This is a genomic window from Microbacterium sp. USHLN186 (genome assembly GCF_037145155.1).
Classification (GTDB): Bacteria; Actinomycetota; Actinomycetes; order Actinomycetales; family Microbacteriaceae; genus Microbacterium.
Genome location: NZ_JBBCYA010000001.1, coordinates 811903 through 834367, shown reverse-complemented (window position 1 = coordinate 834367; position 22465 = coordinate 811903). Strand labels below are relative to the sequence as shown.

The 22465-nt window shown below is 70.4% G+C and carries 14 protein-coding genes; 4 read left to right on the top strand and 10 right to left on the bottom strand.

Features of this window, described 5'->3' with window-relative positions; all coding sequences use genetic code 11:
• Nucleotides 1-15: 15 nt before the first annotated feature.
• The 6 genes from WFG93_RS03860 to WFG93_RS03835 all read right to left on the bottom strand — a co-directional run bounded on the left by WFG93_RS03860 (nt 16) and on the right by WFG93_RS03835 (nt 11381).
• Nucleotides 16-6102 (bottom strand): Ig-like domain-containing protein, encoded by a 6087-nt coding sequence (locus WFG93_RS03860; protein ID WP_336644992.1) that lies wholly within the window; start codon nt 6100-6102, stop codon nt 16-18.
• A gap of 126 nt (nt 6103-6228) precedes the next feature.
• Nucleotides 6229-6798, bottom strand: a complete 570-nt coding sequence (locus tag WFG93_RS03855) for a DNA-3-methyladenine glycosylase I (protein ID WP_336644991.1) — start codon at nt 6796-6798, stop codon at nt 6229-6231.
• Nucleotides 6799-6850: 52 nt separating this feature from the next.
• A complete protein-coding gene (locus WFG93_RS03850; protein ID WP_336644990.1) occupies nt 6851-8914 on the bottom strand; it encodes an acyl-CoA dehydrogenase family protein in 2064 nt (687 codons plus the stop codon).
• A 132-nt stretch (nt 8915-9046) separates the two neighbouring features.
• Nucleotides 9047-9865 (bottom strand): MetQ/NlpA family ABC transporter substrate-binding protein, encoded by an 819-nt coding sequence (locus WFG93_RS03845; protein ID WP_336644989.1) that lies wholly within the window; start codon nt 9863-9865, stop codon nt 9047-9049.
• A 68-nt stretch (nt 9866-9933) separates the two neighbouring features.
• Nucleotides 9934-10605, bottom strand: coding sequence for a methionine ABC transporter permease (locus WFG93_RS03840; RefSeq protein ID WP_336644988.1), 672 nt, complete (start codon nt 10603-10605; stop codon nt 9934-9936).
• Complete coding sequence (locus WFG93_RS03835; protein WP_336644987.1) at nt 10602-11381, bottom strand: methionine ABC transporter ATP-binding protein; 780 nt, start codon at nt 11379-11381, stop codon at nt 10602-10604. The genes WFG93_RS03840 and WFG93_RS03835 overlap by 4 nt, the downstream gene beginning before the upstream one ends.
• An 87-nt stretch (nt 11382-11468) precedes the next feature.
• Between WFG93_RS03835 and WFG93_RS03830 the strand changes: the two genes are divergently transcribed.
• Complete coding sequence (locus WFG93_RS03830) at nt 11469-11897, top strand: OsmC family protein (protein ID WP_336644986.1); 429 nt, start codon at nt 11469-11471, stop codon at nt 11895-11897.
• 49 nt (nt 11898-11946) lie between these two features.
• Here WFG93_RS03830 and WFG93_RS03825 read toward each other — a convergent pair whose 3' ends face one another.
• Both WFG93_RS03825 and recQ read right to left on the bottom strand, forming a co-directional pair.
• Nucleotides 11947-13455, bottom strand: coding sequence for an HNH endonuclease signature motif containing protein (locus WFG93_RS03825; protein ID WP_336644985.1), 1509 nt, complete (start codon nt 13453-13455; stop codon nt 11947-11949).
• 243 nt (nt 13456-13698) lie between these two features.
• Nucleotides 13699-15702 (bottom strand): DNA helicase RecQ, encoded by a 2004-nt coding sequence (gene recQ, locus WFG93_RS03820; RefSeq protein WP_336644984.1) that lies wholly within the window; start codon nt 15700-15702, stop codon nt 13699-13701.
• A 15-nt stretch (nt 15703-15717) separates the two neighbouring features.
• Between recQ and WFG93_RS03815 the strand changes: the two genes are divergently transcribed.
• Genes WFG93_RS03815 through WFG93_RS03805 form a run of 3 tightly spaced genes read left to right on the top strand, consistent with a single transcriptional unit; the run spans nt 15718 to nt 20152 of the window.
• Nucleotides 15718-17115, top strand: a complete 1398-nt coding sequence (locus WFG93_RS03815) for a cell wall-binding repeat-containing protein (protein WP_336644983.1) — start codon at nt 15718-15720, stop codon at nt 17113-17115.
• A 59-nt stretch (nt 17116-17174) separates the two neighbouring features.
• The gene (locus WFG93_RS03810) at nt 17175-17720 is read left to right on the top strand and encodes an ECF transporter S component (RefSeq protein ID WP_336644982.1); all 546 of its coding nucleotides are present in this window, start codon (nt 17175-17177) and stop codon (nt 17718-17720) included.
• Nucleotides 17717-20152, top strand: coding sequence for an ATP-binding cassette domain-containing protein (locus WFG93_RS03805; protein ID WP_336644981.1), 2436 nt, complete (start codon nt 17717-17719; stop codon nt 20150-20152). The genes WFG93_RS03810 and WFG93_RS03805 overlap by 4 nt, the downstream gene beginning before the upstream one ends.
• An 18-nt stretch (nt 20153-20170) precedes the next feature.
• Here the strand turns inward: WFG93_RS03805 and WFG93_RS03800 are convergent, their stop codons facing one another.
• On the bottom strand, nt 20171-21334 hold the full coding sequence (locus tag WFG93_RS03800; RefSeq protein ID WP_336644980.1) for an acyl-CoA dehydrogenase family protein: 1164 nt from the start codon (nt 21332-21334) through the stop codon (nt 20171-20173).
• Nucleotides 21335-21462: 128 nt separating this feature from the next.
• On the bottom strand, nt 21463-22392 hold the full coding sequence (locus WFG93_RS03795; protein WP_336644979.1) for a M15 family metallopeptidase: 930 nt from the start codon (nt 22390-22392) through the stop codon (nt 21463-21465).
• Nucleotides 22393-22465 lie beyond the last annotated feature (73 nt).

The following is a 22465-nucleotide window of genomic DNA, read 5'->3' as shown; positions in this document are numbered from 1 at the left end:
CGGGATTCGCGCGGGTCAGTAGAACGTGCCGTAGGCGTTGCCCGGGTCGCCGCCCTTGATGACGAGGTGCTTGTCGTTGGAGTAGCCCGAGTAGCACTTGATCTCTGCGCTGCCGCCGGACGGGATCTTGACCGGGAACCCGGCGTTGTCACCCAGGAACCGGCCGCCCACCCGGCACTCGACGTTGTAGCTGCCGGCCTTGAAGAACTGGTTGGTCGTCACCTTGTAGTAGTGACACTGCCCACCGCCCACCGCAGTGCATCCCGCCACCGGCGCACCCGCCGAGAGCCACGCTTTCGGAGTCGTGTCCGGCTTGGGCCCGGAGGTCGCACTGTAGGTGCCGGATTCCGCCGAGCCCCCCTCCGCCGCAGTGGCTCGCACCTTGATGCTGTGCTGCGTGCTGTAGGTGTCTCCGACGATCCGGCTGCCTCTGATGTCGACCTGCTGCCAGGCGCCGCCATCCACGCTGATGTATGTGGTGATGGGTCGGCCGTTGTCAGACCCGCCGGCGTTCCAGGTGAGCTCGACCGACCTGTCGCCGGATCTCGATGCGGAGCCGGTCGGCGCGAACGGCGCACCGAACGGCACCACTCCGGAGTCGGAAGCGGAGGAGCCGGGGTTCGAGTGCTGCCCGCCGACGACCGAATACGCGCGCACCCGCACGGTGTAGGTCGTGCCGTTGTCCGCCCCGATGTCCGAGCGGCCGTCCCAGTCCCGCCACGTCTGAGTGTTCAGCTGGTACTGATAGCGCAGCTCGTCGCGGCGCGCGCCGTTGAGCGACGAGTCCGGCATGACGAACTCGACGTGGATCGCCCGATCGCGCGGCGTGGCGGTGACGCTCGACGGCGCGCCGGGCTGACCGAAGGCGCGCTGCGGGGCGGACTGCGCCCCGACCCCGTTCCAGCCCGCCTTGTTGTTCGCGCGCACGGCGTACGTGTAGTCGGCTGAGCTGGTGGGCACGGTCACGGTCTGCGAGGTCGCGGTGCCGGCCTTGACCCGACGCACCTCGCTGCCGCCCTGGTACACGACCAGCTCGTACTCGCGGATCGCGTCGCCGTTCGGATCGGCGCGGTCCCATTGCACGGACATCTGCGCCTGGCTGCCGACCGCCGGCGCGCTGCTCACGCGCGGAGCGCCCACTGCGCCGGGAGGTCCGGCGGGGATCTCGGCGGCGGAGTACTGGCTCCAGCCCGACGGGTCGGGCGCGCGGTTGTGCGCCCTGATGCGCACCGTGTAGCTCGTGCCGTTCTCCAGCCCCTCCCAGCGCAGCGAGTTGCCGCTGACTCCGCTCTTCTGACCGATGCCCGAGGGCGGAGTGGGTGAGATCTCGAGCGTGTACGACTCGACCGGCGAGCCGCTGGAGGTCGGCGTGGTCCAGGACACGTCGATCGCCTTGTCACCGAACACGAGCTTCGGCGGCAAGGGGGTGTCGGGCCGCGTGTCGGGACGGGCGACCTGCGATGCCGGGGATGCAGGGCCGTCGCCCACGCGGTTCTTCGCGGTCACCTGGAAGGTGTACTCGACGTTGTTGGTCAGGCCCTCGAGCGTGCAGGTCGTCGACGGGCAGGTCTTGCTGTACGGGCTGCCGGAGACCGAGGTGACGGTGTACTCGGTGATCTCCGCGCCGTTGTTCGACGGCGCGGACCAGTTGAGCACGACCGTGCGGTCCTCGACGGCGGTGACGGTCGGCTTTCCGGGGGCTTCCGGCACACCCTGCACGGTCACCGTCACGCGCCCCTCCACCTCGCGGTCGGGGTCCTCGGTGGCATCCTGGATCCGGTAGCGCACCACCATGACACCGACGAAGTCCTTCGTCGACGTGATCCGCACCTGATCGCCGTCGGGACCGGCGCTGCCCGACCCGCTCTCCACGTCGGCGGAGAGGAGCTTCAGCGGCTTGCCCTCGGCCGCGAACGGGTTGATGTCGTTGCGCAGCACCGGCACCGTGATCGTCTCGCCCTGGTCGGCCCTGTCGACGGAGTCGGGGCTGGCCACCGGCAGGGATCGGGTGGATGCGGTGACGGTGACCTGCACGGTGCCCTGCACCGGCTCGGTCTCGCCGTCGCTCGCCGAGATCGGCACCGTGACGGTGGTGCCCTTGGGTGTGCTGGCGCCGGTCTCGGCGTACAGGACGCTGCCGTCCACGCGGGCTTCGATTCCCTTGCCCGGCTGTCCTTCGATCGAGAAGCGCAGCTCGTCGCCGTCGGGGTCGGATGCGAGCCCCGAGAGATCCAGCGCCGTGGCGTCCTCACCGGGTGCGATCTGCACCTGCGCACTGGTGAGCGTGGGCGGCTGGTTGTCGGGAGGCAGCACGGTGATCGGGATGGTCAGCGTGGCCTTGCGACCCTTCGGATCGTCGGGGCCGTCGCCGTCGGTGACCTCGAAGGTCAGCGCGTCCTGACCGTGGTAGCGGTCCTTCGAGGTGTACACCAGCGTGGTGGCGTCCTTGATGAGCGGGTCGCCGTTCGCGAAGGAGGCGCTGACCTTGGCGGCCTCGGTGATGCGCACGGCGTCGCCGCCGGCGACGATCACGTACTTCTCGAGCGGCAGCTCCTTCGTCTCCCCGCTCTTGACCTCGAGTGGCTTGGTGGACTTCAGCCGCGGGCGCAGCTCGTCGATCGCGGGGACGAAGATGAAGGCGGACGCGCTCAGCTCGTCCTGGTCGGTGATGGTGTAGCGGATGAGCTGACGCTGCTCACCCACGGTGACACGCACCTTGCCGTCGCCGAGCAGCTCGGCACCCGCCTCGAGCGTGACGTCGACGCCCTCGATGGTGCCGTCGGGGTCCTCGTCGTTGCGCAGGATGTCGAGGTCGACCGTCAGGTCCTCCTCGATGTCCTCGATCTGCACGCGATCGTCACGGGCGATCGGGTGCATCAGCGGCACGTCCTCATCGACGGTCACGAAGATCGCCGCGGTGGCCCGCGCGCCCTTGGTGTCGCTGATCGTGTACTGCAGCGACGTCTGCATCGGTTCGTCCGGCACGTCGATGATCACCCGGTCGCCCGAGATGCGTGCAGTGAGTCCGTCGACGTCGGCGGGCAGCGTCAGGCCGGATTCGAGCAGACCGATGCGGTCGCCCTCCGGGTCGGAGTCGTTGGCCAGCACCGGCACGGCAACCGAACGGCCGGGCCGCACCACGACCGCATCGTTGACCGCGTAGGGCGCCTGGTTCACGGCCTCGGGCGGCGCGATGCCCACCCGCACCGTTGCACGGTTCTCGGCGCCGAGGCGGTCGCGGACGCGGTAGCTGAAGGTGTCGACGCCCTTCGACCCCTCGTACGCCTCATAGGTGAGGAAGTTCGCACCCTGCTCGACGATGCGCCCCTTCGCGGGCGCGGTGTCGACGCCGAGCAGCTCGACGGAGTCGCCGTCCTGGTCGAGTCCGTCCAGCGGCACCGGGATGTTGATGCGGGAGCCGGCCAGGGCGCGCGCGGTGAGGTCGCGCGGTCTCGGGGCGGCGTTCGCGCTGTCCTCATCGATGGGCAGCACCTGCACCGCGACGTGCGCGCCGGCCTTCTGACCGCGCGAGTCGACGGCCTCGTAGGTGAGGTACACGGTGCCCGGCTTCTGCCCGGCGCGGAAGCGCACGGCATCCTGCGAGACGAAGGCTTCTCCGTCCTCCGGGTCGACGAGCGGTTCCACCAGCTCGGGGGCGACGTGCAGCGCGTCGCCGTTGGGGTGCACGTCGTTGTCCAGCACGGGGATCGTCACGACGTCCCCCACGCGCACGGTCGCCTCGTCGTCCTTCGTGACCGGAGCCAGCAGCTTGGTGGGCGCCGGGATGGGGATGACGATGACGTCGCCCTCGGCGGATCTCGTGCCGTTCGAGATGCGATAGGTGATGCGCACCGGCTCGTCGAGCGCACCCTGGTCGCTGATGCGCAGCGTCTCGTGGTTGAGCACCGACACGTTCACCCCGCTGCTGGGCGGCACCGACACCGACTGCACCACCAGCACACCGCCGGCGGGATCGCTGTCGTTGCCGAGCACGCCGACCAGCGCCTCGCTGCCGCTGGGCAGCATCGCCACGTCGCGCACGGCGACCGGAGCCAGCTCGCTCTCCTGCTTGTCGAGCACGTCGACGCGCACGATCCCCTTGGCGGGCTTGGGGCCCGCCGTCGCCAGGTACTGGACGTAATAGGTGTCGGGTCGGGCGGCGTTGAACGTGAAGGTGCGGTTGGGATAGTCGCGGTCGATGGTCGCGCCGGGGGTGTCCTCGACGCGGGCGAGGCGCAGCTGCTCGCGACCCGCGCTGGTGTCGTTGGCGAGCGGCGAGATGGTGACCGTCTCACCGGCGCGGGTGACGACGTGGTCGGCGTTCGTGACCGGGTTGGTCGAGCCCTCGGGGCGCACATCGAGCTGGATCCTGCCCTCGGCGACCTTGCCCAGCGCGTCCGAGACGACGACCTGGACCTCCTTGCGGCCCTGCAGGCTCGCGACGGCCCGATAGGTGATCTTGCCGTCGGTGGTGAACTCCACCTCGTCGCCGTCAGCGGGGGTGACGCTGCGCAGGTAGAGGTCATCGCCCTCGGGATCGCGCCAGTCGGGCAGCACGTTGTACGACACGATGCCGCCCACCTCGACGGCGAGCTTGCTGGCGCGCTGCGGGCGCGGGGCGCTGTTGACCTTGTCGTCGTACACCGTCAGGCTCACAGTCGCGGTGTCCTTGCCGCCGCGACCGTCCTCGATCTCGTAGGTGAACGACGATGTGCCCGTCGCCTTCTCCGGAACCGAGATCTGCAGCGCCGCGCCGTTCAGGATGGGCGTCACCTCGCCCACGGACGGCTGCTTGCCCTTGACCCGGGCGACCAGCACGTCGCCGTCGGGGTCGTTGTCGTTGTCGAGCACCGGCAGCAGTGTCGTGCCACCGGGGCGCACACCGAGGTCGTCGTTCTCGGCGGTCGGCGGGGTGTTCTCCTCCTTGCGCTCGGGAAGGGAGGTCTCCACCGTCTCCTGACTGGTGTTCTCGTCGTCCTCGCTGTCGCCCTCCGGCGGCACGAGCACGCTCCAGTCGTCGACGCGGCGCAGGCTCTCGTTCGCGAGCCACGCGGCGCCGCCGATGATGTCGTTCAGCACGATGACGTCGCGGTTCACGCGGAAGGTCAGCGCGGCCGAGTTCTCCGCGCCGGGGATGGTGTCCTTCACGTCGAGCGACTCTCCGGAGCAGTCCCGGATGAAGGTCGCCGAGACCGCCCAGGCACCGTAGGTGCACCCGCGCAGCTGCACGGGCTCTGCCGGCGTGCCGGTGCCGTCGGCCCCGATCGTCGTCGGCTTCGAGCCGTCGAGCGGGATCATCATCAGCTCGGTGGGTGTGGCCAGTGCCACGGCATCCGACTCCGCAGACGCCTTCTGCAGCACCGCGTCCGCCACCTGCTCGATCTCGGTGCGGAATCCACCGGGCGTGGTGACGACGCCCGCCGCGGCGTCGAGGACGACCGGAGTGGTGCCGACCGCGGTGATGCTCGGGGGCGTGGCGAGGTCGACCTCGCCAACCGACGCGGTGCTCGGCTCGAGTGGCTGGCCCTCGGCGTCGGCGGGGATGGTGACCACCTCGCCGCGCTCGCCAGAGAGCGCGTACACGGTGCCGTCGCGGCCCACGGTCACGTCGCTGCCCTTGCCGAGCTCGACGGTCGGGTCGGCGGCCTTGATGTCGAAGCCGCCCAGCGCCTGCGCAGAGGTGACCCACAGGTCACCCGAGCGGTCGTCGAGGATGGCGACCGTGTTCGCGCCGAGCGCGACTTTCGCGTTGCCGGGGACGGCTGCGCTGTCGTTCATGGCCATGCGCGCGGGGTCGACGGAGCTGAGCGTGCCCTCGCCGCGGTCGGCGATGAGCACCGTGCCGCCGTCCTGCAGCACGTCGTAGTCCTCGCTCGCGGCGCGCGTGCCGCCGTCGAGCACGGTGGACTCGTGGTTGAAGTGCCCGACGAGGAAGCTCGAGGACTTGGTCAGCCAGACGCCGGCGTCGTTCAGGTCGACTTTCGTGGTGGGCAGACCGTCATAGGCGATGGCCATCGTCGTCAAGGCCACGGCGCCGATCGCCACACCGGCGACGGATGCCAGTGTCTTGGGTCGCGAGCGCACCCAGGACAACGCCTTCATATCGCCTCATTCCCCCCTCGGGCATTGCGAAACGCCGTGGATAATCCTACAGAAGGGTCGCAGATGCCTCCGCGGGGCGCGATGGGGAGAGGTGCCCATGCGGCGCCGCTTCGTGTCGCGCGCGGGTCAGTGGGCGCGCCAGCATCCCTCGACGTGGTCGTCGACCATGCCCGCGGACTGCATGAGCGCGTACATCGTGGTCGGACCGACGAAGCGGAATCCTCGCGAGCGCAGCGCACGGCTGAGCGCGCTGGACGCGTCGGTCACCGCGGGGATGTCGTCGAGCGTTCGCGGGCGGTCGGATGCCGGCGGCGCGAATGACCACATCAGCGCGTCCAGCTCCCCTTCCGCCATGTCGCGTACCAGGGCGGCGTTGGAGATCGTGGCCTGGATCTTCGCGCGGTTGCGGATGATGCCGGCATCCGCCATCAGTCGCTCCACGTCGTCCGCACCGAAGCCGGCGACTCGTGCCGGGTCGAAGCCTGCGAACACCTCGCGGAAGTGCGGGCGCTTGCGCAGGACGGTGATCCAGCTGAGCCCGGCCTGGAATCCCTCGAGCGCCATCTTCTCGAAGAGTGCGCGGTCTCCGTGCAGTGGGCGGCCCCACTCCTCGTCGTGGTAGCGCCGGTACTCGGCGTCGTCGCCCACCCACGCGCAGCGGGCACGGTCGTCGGGTCCGATGCGCAATGAGCTCACCACCTCACGCTACCTGTGACCGCACCTCGGGCTGCCGTACCCCGAGGTGAGATCAGGAGCGCTTCTGGGCCTTGCGCAGGCTCTTCTCCGACACCGGCGCCTCGCCGGACGCCTCGAGAGCCGCGTAGTAGGCGCGTGCCTCGTCCTGACGCTGCTGCTCGGCGCCGCTCGCGATCGGCGCGCGCACGTGCTCGGGCTCGTAGCCGAAGGCCTGCACGAGCTCGAGAGCGTGCGGACGCAGCCGCGCGCAGAGCCGATCGATGTAGCGCGAGACGGCCGCTGCGCGCTGCGTCGACAGGCGTCCGTTGATGAGGTGCCAGGCGAGGTGCTTCTCGATGAGCGAGAGACCGAACAGGTCGCGCAGCCAGGTCAGCACCGTGCGGGTGCGGGCGTCCTCGATCGCGTTGACCGCGTCGGTGAAGGCCTCCCACAGCAGCAGCTCCCCGTGCGCGCGGGCGGCTTCGATGAGCTGCGCCTGATTCTCGTTGAACAGCTTCTCGGCACGCGCCCGGTCCTTGCCTGCGGCGCGCAGTCGCCCGGCGATGTCGGCCACCATCTGCTGCACGCGCTCGGTGAGCATCTCGTGCTGCTGCTCTTCGCGCAGGCCGAGCTCGACCGAGCGGGCGACCTGTCCGAAGTCGGCGACGGTCTGGCCGAGCGCGCGCAGTCCCGCACCGTGGAACACCTTGCCCGCAGTCTGGCCGACCGCGTACTTCGCCAGCGCTGCGGCGTCCTTGCCCTTGAACTGCCGTGCGAAGTCGGTGAGCAGGCGCTTGCCGACCAGCTGCAGCAGCACGTTGTTGTCGCCCTCGAAGGTGGCGTAGATGTCGAGGTCGGCTCTCAGCCCGACCAGCCGGTTCTCGAACATGAAGCCGGCGCCGCCGCAGGCCTCACGGGCCTCCTGCAGGGTGTCCAGCGCATGCCAGGTCGACAGCGGCTTGAGGGCGGCGGCGAGCGTCTCGAGGTCCTCCCTGTCCTGCGGCGTGTCGATGCGAGCCGAGAAGACTCCGTCGAACTTCTGCAGGAACTCGTCGTGCGCGAAGATGTGCGCATAGGTGGTCGCCAGGCGCGGCAGCAGGCGGCGCTGGTGCTTGCCGTAATCGAGCAGCACGGTCTCGGAGCCGTCGGCGCCGTCGAACTGGCGACGCTGCGAACCGTAGGTGATGGCGATGTGCAGGCCGAGGGCGGATGCCCACGAGGCGGCGCCGTCGAGCGAGACGCGGCCCTGCACGAGGGTGCCGAGCATCGTGAAGAAGCGGCGGCCGGGACTGTCGATCTCGCTCGAGTAGGTGCCGTCGGCGGCGACGTCGCCGTAGCGGTTGAGCAGGTTGGTGCGCGGGATGCGCACGTGGTCGAAGCTGAGCCGACCGTTGTCGATGCCGTTCAGCCCGCCCTTGAGCCCGTCGTCCTCACGGCGGATGCCGGGCAGGTCCTGCCCGTCGTCGCCGCGCAGCGGCACGTAGAAGCAGTGCACGCCGTGGTTGACGCCGTTCGTGATGAGCTGGGCGAACACTGTCGCCGCGACGCCGTGCAGCGCGGCGTTGCCGAGGTACTCCTTGGTGGCGCCGCGGAACGGCGTGTGGATGACGAACTGCTCGGTCTCGGGGTCGTAGGTGGCGGTGGTGCCCACCGACGCGACGTCAGAGCCGTGGCCGATCTCGGTCATCGCGAAGGCGCCGGGCAGCGAGAGATCCATCACGCCGGGCAGCCACTTGTCGTGGTGCTCGGCGGTGCCCAGCTGCAGGATCGCCGAGCCGAACAGACCCCACTGCACTCCCGACTTGATCTGCAGGCTGGGGTCGGCCACCACGAGCTCTTCGAACCCGGCGATGTTGGCGCCGTTGTTCTCCTCGCCGCCGAAGCGCTTGGGGAAGGCCCGATGCACCGCGCCGTTCTCGACCAGCAGGTGCAGCTGGGTGAGCACGCGCTCACGGTGCTCGTCCATGCGGAGGCTGTCGTCGCGCCAGAACGCCGGGTCCTTGATCATCTCGCGCGCCTGACGTCGCGTGTCGGCCCACGTGCCCATCAGCAGCTCATGCACACGGGCGACGTCGATACCGCCTTCAGGGGTGTCGGCGGCATCGGAGACGGCGGGGCGGATGGCGGCATCGACCATGACGGATCCTCTCAGATCAAAGCGGGGGCACTGTCAACGGTAGAAGTCCGACAACGTGACACGAAGTCGGCTGTGAGTCTTCGACAACTCCGCCCGGGCAGCGCCCCCGGCTGCCTTGTCATGTGACGACAGTCACCAGGCTGTCTCGATGGTGCCGTTGCCCTCGATGACCTTGCGGACCTCATCGCTGGTGAAGGCCTTGCGCAGCGCTTCGGTGGCCTTCGAGTCGGCGTCCTTCTGCTGCACCACCAGGTTCAGCGCGAAGCGGTCGTCGAGCTCGGTGATCAGGCCGTCCTCCTGCGGGGTCAGCCCGAGGGCGATGATGTGCGACGGCCACTGGAAGACCAGGTCGGCCTCTTCGTACGCGGCGTTGAGAGAGGAGATGGCCACCTGCAGGAACTCGACGTCCTTGGGGTTGTCGACGACGTCCTTCACGGTGGCGGCATAGGGGTCGACCGCGGGGTCGAGCGTGATCACGTCGTTCGCCGCGAGCAGCTTGAGCGCGCGACCGGTGTTCGAGGGGTCGTCGGGGATGGCGACCTTCGCACCCTCGGGCAGATCGGCGATATCGTCGAGGGTCTTGGAGTAGAAGGCGATGACGAAGTTGTACACCGGCTGCACGCCGACGAGTTTCGCGTCGTTGCCCTCGTTGAAGGCCTGCATGTACGGGATGTGCTGCGAGAAGTTCGCGTACACATCGCCGCTGTTCAGGATGGTGTTGGCGGTGATGTAGTCGCCCACCTCGACGAGATCGACCTCGTAGCCCTCCTCGATCGCGTCGCCCGCGGCCTCGACGACGTCGGTCATCGGCGAGGTGACGGCGGCGACCTTGAGCACGGTCGGGTGGCCGGCACCGGCATCCGCCTTCTCTTCGGCTGCGGGTGCGCAGCCCGCGGCGACGAGCGCGAGCCCGAGGCCGGCTGCGGCGAAGGCGACGCGTGACTTCTTCATGGGTGTCTTCCGTTTCGATTGGGGTACAGGATTGCGGGGCGGGGGTACAGGATTGCGGGGCGCGTCGCTCAGCGGTGGTCGAGTCGGACCGAGGTGCGATGACCGACGGCCTGGATGGCCAGCACGCAGACGATGATGATGACGATCGTGAGGTACATGAGGCTGTCGTTGTAGACCTGATAGCCGTAGCGCATGGCGAAGTCGCCGATGCCGCCTCCCCCCACGACGCCGAGCACGGTGGAGTATGAGAGCAGGCTGATCGCGGCGGATGTCAGGGCGTAGACGAGTCCTGAGCGGGCCTCGGGCAGCAGCATCCGGAACACCGCCTGCGGTACCGTCGCGCCGCTGGCCAGCGCGACCTTCGAGACGCCGGGTGGGATCTCGCGGAGGATCTGCTCGGTGAGTCGGGCGTAGATCGCCACGGCGACGAAGCACAGCGGCAGCGTCGCGGCCTGGGTGCCGAAGCTGGTGCCGATCACCGCGCGCGTGAACGGGATGAGGAAGACCACCAGCAGCAGGAACGGGAACGAGCGCACGATGTTGATGTAGAGGTCGGCGATGGTGTTCACCACGCGGTTCTCGGCGATGCCTCCCCGGGCGGTGATGGTGACGATCACGCCGAGGGGCAGGCCGAGGAGCACGGCCGCGAGCAGCGAGACGAGCATCATGTAGCCGGTCTCGGCCATGGACTCGGCGATGTCGGGGCCGTACTCGGCGAGCAGGTCGGTGAGCCAGGTCACGGCATCAGCTCTCTTCTGACCTGCTCGTAGTAGCTGGGCACGGAGCGCGGACCGGCAGCTTCGATCTCGAACACCTCGCGCAGGCGGCCCCTCTCGAGCAGCGCGGCGCGGTCGCAGATGGCTTTGACGACGTCGAGGTCGTGGGTGATGACGATGACGGTGGTGCCCAGCTCGTCGCGCGCGTCGGCCAGCACGCGCAGCACTCCGGCTGTGGTGGAGGCGTCGAGGGAGGACGTGGGCTCGTCGCACAGCAGCAGGGGCGGTCGCGAGACGAGTGCGCGGGCGAGGCCGACGCGCTGGCGCTCGCCGCCGCTGAGCTGGGCGGGGAAGTGGCTCGCTCGGTCGGAGAGGCCGACGAACGAGAGGATCTCGTCGACGGCCTTCCGCTGTGCGCGGGCGTCGAAGGCGCCTTCGGCGCCGCGGCGCGCGAGGCGCAGCGGCAGGCGCACGTTGTCGCGGACGGTGCTGTTGCTGAGCAGGTGCACGCCCTGGAAGACGACGCCGACTCGGCGACGCAGTGCTCGCAGTCCGGCAGCGTCGAGGTCCGCGACGTCGGCGTCGTCGACGATCACCTGGCCGTCGGTGGGGGCGGTCAGGCCGTTGACGAGTTCGAGCAGGGTGGATTTGCCCGCGCCGCTCTCGCCGACGATTCCGAAGATCTCACCGGAGCGGATGCTGAGCGAGATGTCGTCCAGCGCGGCGCGCTCGGTGGCGTCCGCGCCGAACCGCTTGGTGACATGGCGGAACTGCACGATCGCGGGCTGCTCGGTGGGCATCGCGGGGATCGGGTCTCTCGTCGGGGAAGGTGCCGGGCGCTGAGCCGAGCGGCCTTTTCTGTACGTGATCCAAATTATAGTGAGGGTATGAGCCTGAGGTATCGGACGGAAGCGATCAACAGCGACGGCGGCACGGGGACGGCTCGCGTGACCGAAGGGATCGCGGTGCCGGTCGCCTCTCCCCTGTCGGCGGATCCTGATCCGCAGGCGTCCAACCCGGAGCAGCTGCTGGCGCTGGCGTGGTCGACGTGTCTGAACGCCACGGCGCAGTCGCTGGTCAAGCGCGAGCGGCGCACGGCGGTGCGCATCGAGGTGGGCCTGCACGACGCGGAGCCGGGACCGGGGTACGAGTTCCACGTGGACACGTATCTGTCGGCAGAGGGCCTGTCGCTCGCGGAGACCGAGGAGCTTCTCGCCGCCGCGCACGCGCGCTGCCCGGTCTCGAAGCTGCTGCACGCGGCGAGCACGGTGCGCGTGCACGCCGAGGAGTTCAGCGCAGTGCGTTCCGGCTCCTGAGCCGGCTCGTCTCAGCCCGGCTGCACGACCCGCCGGGGCTATCCCTCGTTCACGCGGCTCCGGGTCGGAATCGGCCCGGTGGCGGATCGATGCCCGCCCATGCCGCGACGAGGGCAGCCCGCGGGGCGAGCGGAACAGGCGATCGACCGCCGGGCGGGCGCAGGACGAAGTCCTCGCGACCGTCCCGGGTGACGCGCCAGCCTCCGTGATGCAGCTGCATATGGTGGTGCCGGCAGAGCAGAATGCCGCGGTCGATGTCGGTGCGACCGCCGTCGCGGTGCCATTCGTCGATGTGATGCGCTTCGCCGTATGACGCCGGGCGGTCGCAGCCGCGCCATCGGCATCCGCCGTCGCGTATGGCGAGCGCGATCCGCTGCGCGGGGGTGAACAGACGATGCTCACGCCCCACATCCAGCGGGTTGCCGCACCGGTCGACCCTGACGGTCACAGCGCCGCTCTCGCAGATGCGGTGATCTACAGCTGCCGGGGGAAGCGGGTGGCCATAGTCCTCGGTGCGTGCGGCGACGCTTCCGCCTGCGTCGTCGACGACCTGCACGATGCGCACTCCGGCCTGCCGGGTACCGAATACCGCGCCGGACTCTGCGAGCGCCCCGGCTCGCAGCAGATCGAGGAGCAGGTCGTAGCCCAGCTGGTCGTTGGTGCGCGGGTCGGCGGTGAGGTCCTCGGCGCGGCGAGCCTCGGCGGAGTCCACGAATCGCGGTCCGCCACGCCGCGGTCGCAGCGCTGCGTCGCGGATGGCGCGCACCCAGGCGGCGCCGTCGTCCTCGAAATCGATCCGCCCGCGCTCGATGCCGTCCGCATCGGTCCACATGCGGAATGAGCGTCGCTCGTACCGCTCCAGGAAGCGGCGCTCGGCGCCCTCCGGGTCGAGCTGGTCGCGGATCGCCCGCGCCTGGATCCGCAGCTCTTCCACGGTGCGCTCGCATGCTTCGAGGACCAGCTGCTCCGCCGCCGCACACCAGGCCGCATGCGTGTCGTCACCGTCGTCGACTGGCTGCCCCAGCCCGCGCTGGATCGCATCCTGCTGCGCGGACGAGATCCGCCCCTGCAGCAGCGCCGCCGACAGCGGCGCGTGCCATGACTCTCGGCGTGGCGCGTCGTCACTTCCGGGCGCAGCATCGCCGGCATCCGCCCCTGCGCCGCCCGCCGCGCCCGCAGAGTCCGTTGCGCCGGCATCCGCCCCTGCCCCGCACTCCGCGTCGAGGATCGACTGTCCCAGCCGCACCTGCCGCTGCGCCTCGCCCTGAGTGGTGCCGGTGATCTGCTGCACAAGCGCGGCGGGTGTGCGGTGACCGCGACGCTGCGCGAGTCCGTCTTGTCCCGCGTCGCGACTGGACCTCGTCGCGGCGACGCCCGCGCCGATGATGCTGATCCGCTCCGCGCAGCGCGCGAGCGCGGCGGCGGCGACCATGGCGTCCACGAGCTTCTCGCTGCTGAACGCCGACATGCGCCCCGCCAGCTCCTCAGGCGTCACCTCTGCGCCGAACAAGTCGCGCAGCGCGGCGACCTGTGCGTCGATGTCGGTGAAGAGGGCCATGACTCCATTGTGGAGAGGGGTACCGACATTGAGCGGGGCTCTGGACCCGGATTCCACACCCATAAGGTCACGGAAAGGTCACGGTTCATGAGCCGTCGGAGGCCTCTCCAACCGGGTGCGGCGGCAGAGGTGTGCGCCCTGCGGAAAACGATCGTTCTCGGCAGCTGCGCGGATGCCGTCGACCGAAACGAACCGTCTGACGTTTCCGAACTCTCACGAGAAGGGTCTGCGCCGCCACGCGCCTCAGTGCCCGGCGATGACCTCGAGCACGGCGTCTCCGTACGCGTCGCGCTTCTTCTCGCCGATGCCGCTGATCCCGCCCAGCTCGCCGACCGACGACGGACGGTGCTCGGCCAGCGCGCGCAGCGTGGCGTCGCCGAAGACGATGTAGGCGGGCACCCCCTGCGCACGCGCGGTCTCGGCGCGCCAGGCGCGCAGCGCTTCGAAGAGGCCGCGGTCACCGGCATCCAGAGCATCCGCCGCACTCGCCTTGCGCACCCGACCGGCGCTCACCCGCCCGATGGTGTCCTTGCGCAACGGCACCGGGGTCTCGCCGCGCAGCACGGCGCCGGCGGCGTCTCCCGGCGCCAGCGTGCCGTACTCGCCCTGCGCCACGAGGACGCCCCGGGCGAGCAGCTGACGCACGACGCTGCGCCAGTCCTGGTCGGACAGGTCGGCGCCGATGCCGTACGTGGCGAGGTGCTCGTGCCGCATCTTGCGGATGCGGTCGTTCGACGCCCCGCGCAGGATGTCGATCAGATGGCCGGCGCCGAACGCCTGGTTGCGCTCGCGCTTGAGTCGAACGATCGTCGACAGCAGCTTCTGGGCTGGGATGAGTCCGTCGAACGTGTCGGCTGGCTCCAGACAGGTGTCGCAGTTCCCGCATCCCTCCGCCTGATCCGCTGCGAGGCTCTGCCCGAAGTAGTTCAGCAGGTTCCGCCGGCGGCACTCGACGGTCTCGCAGAGCGCGAGCATCGCGTCGAGGTGCTGGCCGAGGCGCATCTTGAAGGTGCGGTCGCCGGGACTCTGATCGATCAGGCGGCGCTGCTGCACGACGTCGCCCAGACCATACGCCATCCATGCCACCGAGGGCTCGCCGTCGCGACCCGCGCGACCGGTCTCCTGGTAGTAGCCCTCCACCGACTTCGGCAGGTCGATGTGCGCGACGAAGCGCACGTCGGGCTTGTCGATGCCCATTCCGAAAGCGATGGTCGCGACCATCACCACGCCCTCCTCGCGCAGGAACCGGGACTGGTTCGCGGCGCGCACCTCGGCGGGAAGACCGGCGTGGTACGGCAGGGCGTCGAGGCCGCGGGATGCCAGGTACTCCGCCGTCTGCTCCACCGACTTGCGGCTGAGCGCGTAGACGATGCCCGCAGCGCCGTCGGGCTGCGACCGGATGAACTCGACCAGCTGCTTGCGCGGCTCGACCTTCGGCACGATGCGGTACTGGATGTTGGGGCGGTCGAAGCTCGCCACGAAATGCGCCGCACGGTCCAGGCGGAGCCGTTCGCTGAGCTCCTGATGGGTCGCGCGCGTCGCAGTGGCGGTGAGGGCCATGCGCGGCACGCCCGGGAATCGCTCGGCGAGCTCGCCGAGCGCGAGGTAGTCAGGGCGGAAGTCGTGGCCCCACTGCGAGACGCAGTGCGCCTCGTCGATCGCGATGACGCTGAGCGCCCCTCGCTGCAGCAGCTGAGTGGTCTGCCCCGATGACAGCCGCTCCGGTGCGACGTAGATGAGGTCGAGCTCGCCCGCGAGGTACGCGCGCTCCACCTCGCGCCGCTCGTCGGGCGCCTGGGTGGAGTTCAGATACGCCGCCCGCACCCCGTTGGCGCGCAGCGCGTCGACCTGGTCGTGCATGAGGGCGATCAGCGGACTGATGACCAGACCCGTGCCCTCCCGCACGAGGGCGGGGACCTGGTAGGTGATCGACTTGCCGCCGCCGGTGGGCATGAGCACGACCGCGTCGCCGCCGCCGATCACGTGCTCGACGATTGCCGCCTGGTCACCGCGGAACGCGTCGTATCCGAACACCGTGCGCAGCGCGTCGATCGCCGTCGGAAAGCGCGACGGCGCGGCAGAACGCGCGACAGAAGGCGCCGCGGCAGGCGAGGCGGATGCCAGCACCGGCGTCATCGGCGCCGAGCCCCAGTCCAGCGGCGGCTCCCAGCCGTCCTCGGGCGGCATCCAGTCCATGTCCTCCGGCGGGGGTTCGTCGAAGGGCTCATACGGGTACGACTGCGCCATCCGTCCAGCGTAGCCATGGCCGCCGACGTCAGCCCCGGCGCGGACGACGCCCCACGGCTGACTACGCTGGGTTCGGACATCGAGAAGGAGGAGCAGATGCCCGCTCGGACGGCGACGCCTGCACTCGTGCGCAATCTCATCCTGCTCCCCCTTCTGCTGGCGCTCACCATGGGCGTGACCACCCCGGCGATGGCAGTCGATCGCGTGCCGGCCACCCGCCCGCTGGCGACTGCGCCGCAGCGCCCGTCCGCCCCCGTGCGCATCGCCCTCGGCGACGCCGAAGTGCAGTTCACCTGGCGGGACGTGCCAGGGGCGACCGGCTACCGCATCCGTCTCACCGCGTACGGCAAGGTCGTGCGCGAGCAGGCCTGGTCGGCGGCCAACATCTTCATCGACGGGCTGGATCCCGAGACGACGTACGAGTTCAGCGTCGCCGCTGTCAACGCCTCGGGCACCGGAGCGTACACCGCTCCGGTGCGCTTCACCACGCCGTTCGACTTCGTCGAGCGGCAGTTCGGGGCGGACCGCTACGCGACGGCCGCTCGGGTCTCGTTCCGCGCGCACCCGTTCCACGGCATCGGAGCGGCATACGTGACCGCCGGCAGCGATTTCCCGGACGCGCTCTCGGCTGCTGCGGCAGCCGCACGAGCGGGCGCCCCGGTGCTGCTCACGCGCCCGACCGGACTGCCCGACCAGACGCGGAAGGAACTCGGTGCCCTGCGACCGAGCCAGACTGTCGTCGTCGGCGGCCCCGGCGTGGTGAGCGAGACCGTGGAACGCCAGATCGGCTCGATCGTCGGAGGCACCCCGCGGCGGCTCTCGGGCGTCGACCGGTTCGCCACGGCGGCGGACGTCTCCGCATTGTGGCCGTCGGCGCAGGTCGTGTATCTGGCGGACGGGATGAACTTCCCGGATGCCCTCGCCGGTGCGGCGGCGGCCGGGTCGACCGGCGCACCCGTTCTTCTCACGCGCCGCGCCACCCTGCCGGATGCCACCGCGAGCGCCCTCGCCCGACTTCGTCCGTCGAGGATCGTCGTGCTGGGCGAAACCGGTGTGGTCAGCGACGAGACGGCGGCGCTCGCCGCCGCTGCCACCGGCGTCGCCACCACCGTGCAGCGCCTGTCCGGCGCGGACCGCTATGCCACGGCCGTCGCCGTATCGCAGGCGACCTTCCCGCGAGCGGGCGTACCGGTGGTCTACGTCGCCAGCGGCCAGGCGTTCCCGGACGCCCTCGCGGGTGCGGCAGCCGCCGGACGACGCGGCGGTCCGGTGCTGCTCACACCGCAGGGCGCTCTGCCCACGACGGTGCTCGCCGAGCTGAGGCGCCTGCAGCCGAAGCGGGTGGTGGTGCTGGGCGGGCCGAGCGTGGTCAGCGATACGGTGATCGCGCAGCTGCTGCCGCTGGCCCCCTGACGATCTTGCACGGCCCCACCGGCCGCCGTGCCGGCGGGGCTTGCCGATACCCTTGACGGGTGGCCCGCCTCCGTTCTGCCCTGAGCACGCGCACGCTTCTCGTGTGCGCGGCGATCGGCGTCGCGACCGGCATCCTGGGCGGCATCGCCGGCTTGGTCACCGTCGGGGTGATCGCCGTGGTCCCCTACGTGTACGGCCTGGTGCTCGGCGTGCACGTGCTGCCCGGCATCATCGCCCAGGAGGTGCTGCGCCGCCCCCTGGTCGCGCTCATCACCCATGTGATCGCCGCCCTCATCTCCAGCGCGTTCACACCGATGTGGGCGATGCGCTTCATCGGCACCGCGCTGCTGTTCGGTGCGATCCAGGAGGGCGTGGCCGCGCTCACCCGTTATCGGCTGTGGGGGCGTTGGCGCTTCTTCGTCTCAGCGGCGATCATCGGCGTCATCGTCGCCGCAGTGGTCGCCTTCGTCGTCGACCTGGGCAGGTTCGCGCTGTGGGTGCAGCTGGCGTACCTGATCGTGTCGGTTCTCGGCCCGGTGGCCTGGACCGCGATCGGGATCGCCATCGGCAACGCCCTGCGACGGGCGGGCGTCGCGCCGAAGTGACTCCCCACGCGCAGGACGACCGCGGGGCGGGTTCGCCGGACGCCTCGCCGGCAGACGACCCGTCCGCGCGCACTTCCCGGCCCCTGCTGCGCGTGCGCGATCTCAGCATCACGCACGCCGGCGCTGCGCGCCCGGCTCCGAGTGGAGTCTCGTTCGATGTGCACGCCGGCGAGGTGGTGCTCGTGCTCGGCCCGAGCGGATGCGGAAAGTCCACTCTCGCGCTGGCTCTGAACGGACTGATCCCGCAGTCGGTGCAGGCGCAGCTCGAAGGGGTCGTCGAGGTGGCCGGGCGCGACACCCGCCGCACGCCGGTCGCCGCGCTCAGCACCGACATCTCCATGGTGTTCCAGGATCCGGACTCGCAGCTGGTCACCGGCACGGTGCTCGACGAGGTGGCGTTCGCGCTGGAGAACCTGCGCCTGCCGGCATCCGAGGTGCTCTCGCGCGCCGAAGGCGCGCTGCGCCGCGTCGACCTCTGGCGACGGCGGCACTGGAATCCGGATCTGCTCTCGGGCGGCGGCCGGCAGCGGCTGGCGATCGCCTGCGCCCTGGCGATGCAGTCGCGGGTGATCGTGCTCGACGAGCCCACCGCGAACCTCGACCCGCGCGGCGTCGCCGATGTCTACGCGGCACTGACGCCGCTGGCGGCGGATGCCGGCGAGCGCGCCGTCATCCTGATCGAGCACGACATCGATGCCGCGATCCGCATCGCCACCCGCGTGATCGTGCTCGACGCGGAGGGGCGGCTGGTGCTCGACGGGCCGGCGGAGGCGACGATCCGCTCTCACGTGGATCTGCTGCGCGGACTCGGCGTGTGGCTGCCGTCCTGGCTCGACACCGCGCGCCACGCGCACCCGGTCGCCGCCGACCCCGCGCGCACGGCCATCCGCGTGCGGGATCTCGTGGTCGGCAAGCGCGGCACACCCGTGCTCGAGGTGCCCGCGCTCGACGTGGCATCCGGATCGTTCACGGCGATCATCGGGCCCAACGGCGCCGGCAAGACGACGCTGCTGCAGGCGCTGGGTGGGGTGGTCGCGCCGCCGCATGGTGCGGTGATGCTCGGCGAAGTGGATGCCGGGCGCGCGACGCCGCGGCAGCTGGCCGCGCACGTCGGGTTCGTGTTCCAGAACCCGGAGCACCAGTTCGTGTCCGCGACGGCGCGCGAGGAGCTGGCGCACGGGCTGCGCCTGCAGCGGGTCGCCGAGGTCGAGATCGCCCGGCGGGTCGACGAGATGCTCGCCCGCTTCGGGTTGACGCACAAGGCCGACGTGCACCCGTTCCTGCTCTCGGGCGGCGAGAAGCGGCGCCTGTCGGTGGGCACCGCACTCATCACGCGCCCCGCGATCGTGGCCCTCGACGAGCCCACCTTCGGGCAGGATCGCGCGCGCGCGGCGGAGCTGCTCGGTCTGCTGCAGGACCTGCAGCAGGCCGGCACGACCATCGTCATCGTCACGCACGATCTGCGCCTGGTCGCCGAGTACGCCACGCACGCGGTGCTGGTCGACGCCGGCGCGGTGCGCGCCGCCGGGCCGGCCGCAGAGGTGCTCGCGGTGGCGGAGGCGCCGGATGCCGCCGACTCGGCAGCAGACCCGGCCGCGCGCGCCGCCGCACCGGTGACCGAGCCCGTCCCGACGGACCCCTATGCGCAGATGCCGGCAGCGCCGCGCCAGTGGCTGCACCACCTGAATCCGCTCGCGAAGCTCGGCGCCGTGCTGCCGGCGATGGCACTGCTGGTCGCCACCCGCGACGTGCTCACCCCGGCGCTGTTCCTCGCTCTGGCGTACGCGCTCGTGCTGTCCGGGGCCCGGCTCACCGCGCGCGCGGCGGCAGTGCTGCTGCTCGGCGTGCCGCTGGGCGTCGCCGTGATGACCGTCGGGTTCGGGGTGTGGATCGCCCCGGATCAGGTCGCGCACACGCCCATGGTGCTGCAGATCGGGGACTGGATGCTGCGATCGGGCGCGCTGGCGATCGGGTTCGCCACGGCACTGCGCCTGGCGGCGGTGCTGACGCTCGCTCTGGTGGGCGGGCTGACCACGGCGGGCCCCGACCTGGTGCGGGCCACCGTGCAGCAGCTGCGCGTGCCGTATCGGATCGGCTACACCGCGCTGGCCGCCTACCGGTTCGTGCCGCGCTTCGGCTACGAGCTCTCGATCATCCGCGCGGCGCACCGGGTGCGCGGGCACGGCCGCGGCCGTGGTCCGTTCGCTCGCCTCGTGCGGGCCTGGGGATACATCGTCCCGCTGCTGGCATCCGGCATCCGGCATGCCGAGCGCGTCGCGCTGTCGATGGATGCCCGCGCCTTCGGCGCGCACCCGACCCGCACTGAGCGCCACCTCGTGCCGTGGCGGACGCGCGACACGGTCTTCACCGTCGGCGTGATCGTGGCATCCGCGCTGATTCTCAGCCTCACGTTCCCCTGGCAGCCCGCCTGAGCGGGCAGCGGCCGAGGGTCAGCGCTTGCCGGCGACCTGGCGCCCGACGATCTCGCGCATGATCTCGTTCGTGCCGCCGTAGATGCGGTGCACGCGTGCGTCGGTGAAAGCGCGCGCGATCGGGTACTCCATGATGTAGCCGTAACCGCCGTGCAGCTGCACTCCCATGTCGAGCACCTCCCACTCGCGCTCGGTGGTCCAGAACTTCAGCTGCGCGGCCTCTTCCGCGGTGAGCTTCTGCGCGGCGTAGGCGCGCAGCCCCTGATCGACGTATGCCCACACGGCGTCGCGCGACGTCACCATGTCGGCGATGCGGAAGCGGGTGTTCTGGAAGTCGATCACGCGCTCACCGAACGCATCGCGCTCCTTGGTGTACCCCACCGTCCACTTCACCGCCGCCTCGATCACGGCGGCGGCGGAGACGGCGATCGAGAGGCGCTCGAGCGGCAGGTTCATCATCAGCTGGATGAAGCCCTGCCCCTCCTTGCCGCTGATGAGGTTGTCGTCGGGGACGAAGACGTCGGTGAAGCTCAGCTCGGCGGTGTCCCAGCCGTGGAAGCCCATCTTGTTGAGCTTCTTGCCCTGGTCGAATCCGGCCATGCCCTTCTCGACGACCAGCAGGCTGAACGCATCGGGGCGGTTGCCCTCGCCGGTCTTGACGAACGTGACGACGATGTCGGCCGTCGTTCCCGACGAGATGAAGGTCTTGGCGCCGTTGAGGATGTAGCCGCCGTCGACCTTCTTCGCGTTGGTCTTGATGCCGCGCAGGTCGCTGCCCGCGCCGGGGTCGGTCATCGCGAGCGCGCCGAGGACCTCGCCGGTCGCCATGCGCGGCAGCCACTTCTGCTTCTGCTCCTGCGTGCCCATGTGCACGAGGTAGGGCACGGCGAGGTCGTCCTGGATGCCGAGGGCGCCGGCGAGCGATCCGGCGCCGGCCCCGATGACCTCCTCGTTCACGATCGCGCGGAAGCGGTAGTCCTGCAGCATCCCCGCGCCGCCGAACTCCTCCGGGACGGACAGACCCATGATGCCGGCCTCCCCGGCGGCGCGCAGGGTCTCGCGGTCGATCTCTCCGGCGGCATCCCAGCGCTCGATCGACTCGTTCGAGACGTGCCGCTTCACGAAGTCCTTCACCAGGTCACGGAAGGCCTCGTGGTCCTCTTCGTAGATGTCGCGTTCCATGGCATCCTCCTGACGATCTGTGCCTCTTCGCACCCGCGAGTCTAGGCGCGATGCGGCACCCGCGGACAGTCGTTTGTGGGAACAGGTCTCACCCACCCTGGTACTGCGTTTCGCGTTTGTGGGATGCCTCAGGGCGCGTAATCCGGTGCTTCCGGAAGCGCGAAGAACTCCTCGAGGGTGTGGAATCCGCCTTCGTGATAGGCCTTCGCGAGCTCGGCCCCGATGTAGCGGATGTGCCAGGGCTCGGGGTCGTACCCGGTGGTGCCGGTGCGGTCGTGCTCGTAGCGGACGATGAACCCGTACCGCCACGCGTTCTCGGCGACCCAGCGTCCCTGGGCGGTGGGCCCGAACGCCTCGATTCCGCCGCAGCCGTCGCCGCACGCGACGAGGTCGAAAGCGAGACCGGTCTGATGCTCGCTGAAGCCGGGGCGCGCTGAGACGGCATCCGCTCCACCCTGACCCCGGTCGCGCACGTGACCCGCGTACGTGCGCTCCTGCACGGCGTACGAGCGGTAGCCGTTGTTGATGCCGAGCACGCCGACGCCCGCCTCCCGCGCGTCGCGGGCCATCGCCTCCAGCGCCGCCTTGGGCTCTGGCCGCAGCTCGTTCGAGCGCGTGGTCGCGCGCAGCGCGATATCCGCCAGGGATGCCGGCGCGAAGCTCAGCGGCCGCAGCGGCCGCTGCTTGTTGACGACGACCCAGCTGCGCTCGGGATCGTCCAGCGAGATGCACGGCGCGTTGCCGCCGACCACCGCCTCGCGGAACTCCGCCCCGCCGCCGAATGCCTGCACGACGGCGGCGTCGTCACCACCAGCAAGGGACGCGCGGACCTGCTCGTCGATGCACGGGTTCGCGGCAACGGATGCCTCGACCTGCACCTTCGGGATCGCCATCGCCGCGGCGGGCGCCGGCAGCGCGGCGACATCGAGCGACTGGCCGGCGATGACTGCGCAGAGGGTCGCCAGCGACGCCGCCGCGGTGAACAGCACGCCGATCGGAGTCGCGATCCGGACGGCGAGCGAACCGCGCGCGGCGTGACGGGGTTGCGCTGCGCTCACTGAACCATTCTCGCCCACACGAGCGCGACGCATCGCGCTGTACAAATATACGAACGAGTGCTTGACCGGAGAT

Excerpts from the sequence above, each read along its gene's own strand:
- WFG93_RS03835 (WP_336644987.1), bottom strand. The coding sequence starts at position 11,381 with ATGCCCACCGAGCAGCCCGCGATCGTGCAGTTCCGCCATGTCACCAAG.
- WFG93_RS03825 (WP_336644985.1), bottom strand. The coding sequence starts at position 13,455 with ATGGCCCTCTTCACCGACATCGACGCACAGGTCGCCGCGCTGCGCGAC.
- recQ (WP_336644984.1), bottom strand. The coding sequence starts at position 15,702 with ATGGCGCAGTCGTACCCGTATGAGCCCTTCGACGAACCCCCGCCGGAG.
- WFG93_RS03800 (WP_336644980.1), bottom strand. The coding sequence starts at position 21,334 with ATGGAACGCGACATCTACGAAGAGGACCACGAGGCCTTCCGTGACCTG.
- WFG93_RS03860 (WP_336644992.1), bottom strand. The coding sequence starts at position 6,102 with ATGAAGGCGTTGTCCTGGGTGCGCTCGCGACCCAAGACACTGGCATCC.
- WFG93_RS03850 (WP_336644990.1), bottom strand. The coding sequence starts at position 8,914 with ATGGTCGATGCCGCCATCCGCCCCGCCGTCTCCGATGCCGCCGACACC.
- WFG93_RS03830 (WP_336644986.1), top strand. The coding sequence starts at position 11,469 with ATGAGCCTGAGGTATCGGACGGAAGCGATCAACAGCGACGGCGGCACG.
- WFG93_RS03845 (WP_336644989.1), bottom strand. The coding sequence starts at position 9,865 with ATGAAGAAGTCACGCGTCGCCTTCGCCGCAGCCGGCCTCGGGCTCGCG.
- WFG93_RS03815 (WP_336644983.1), top strand. The coding sequence starts at position 15,718 with ATGGCCGCCGACGTCAGCCCCGGCGCGGACGACGCCCCACGGCTGACT.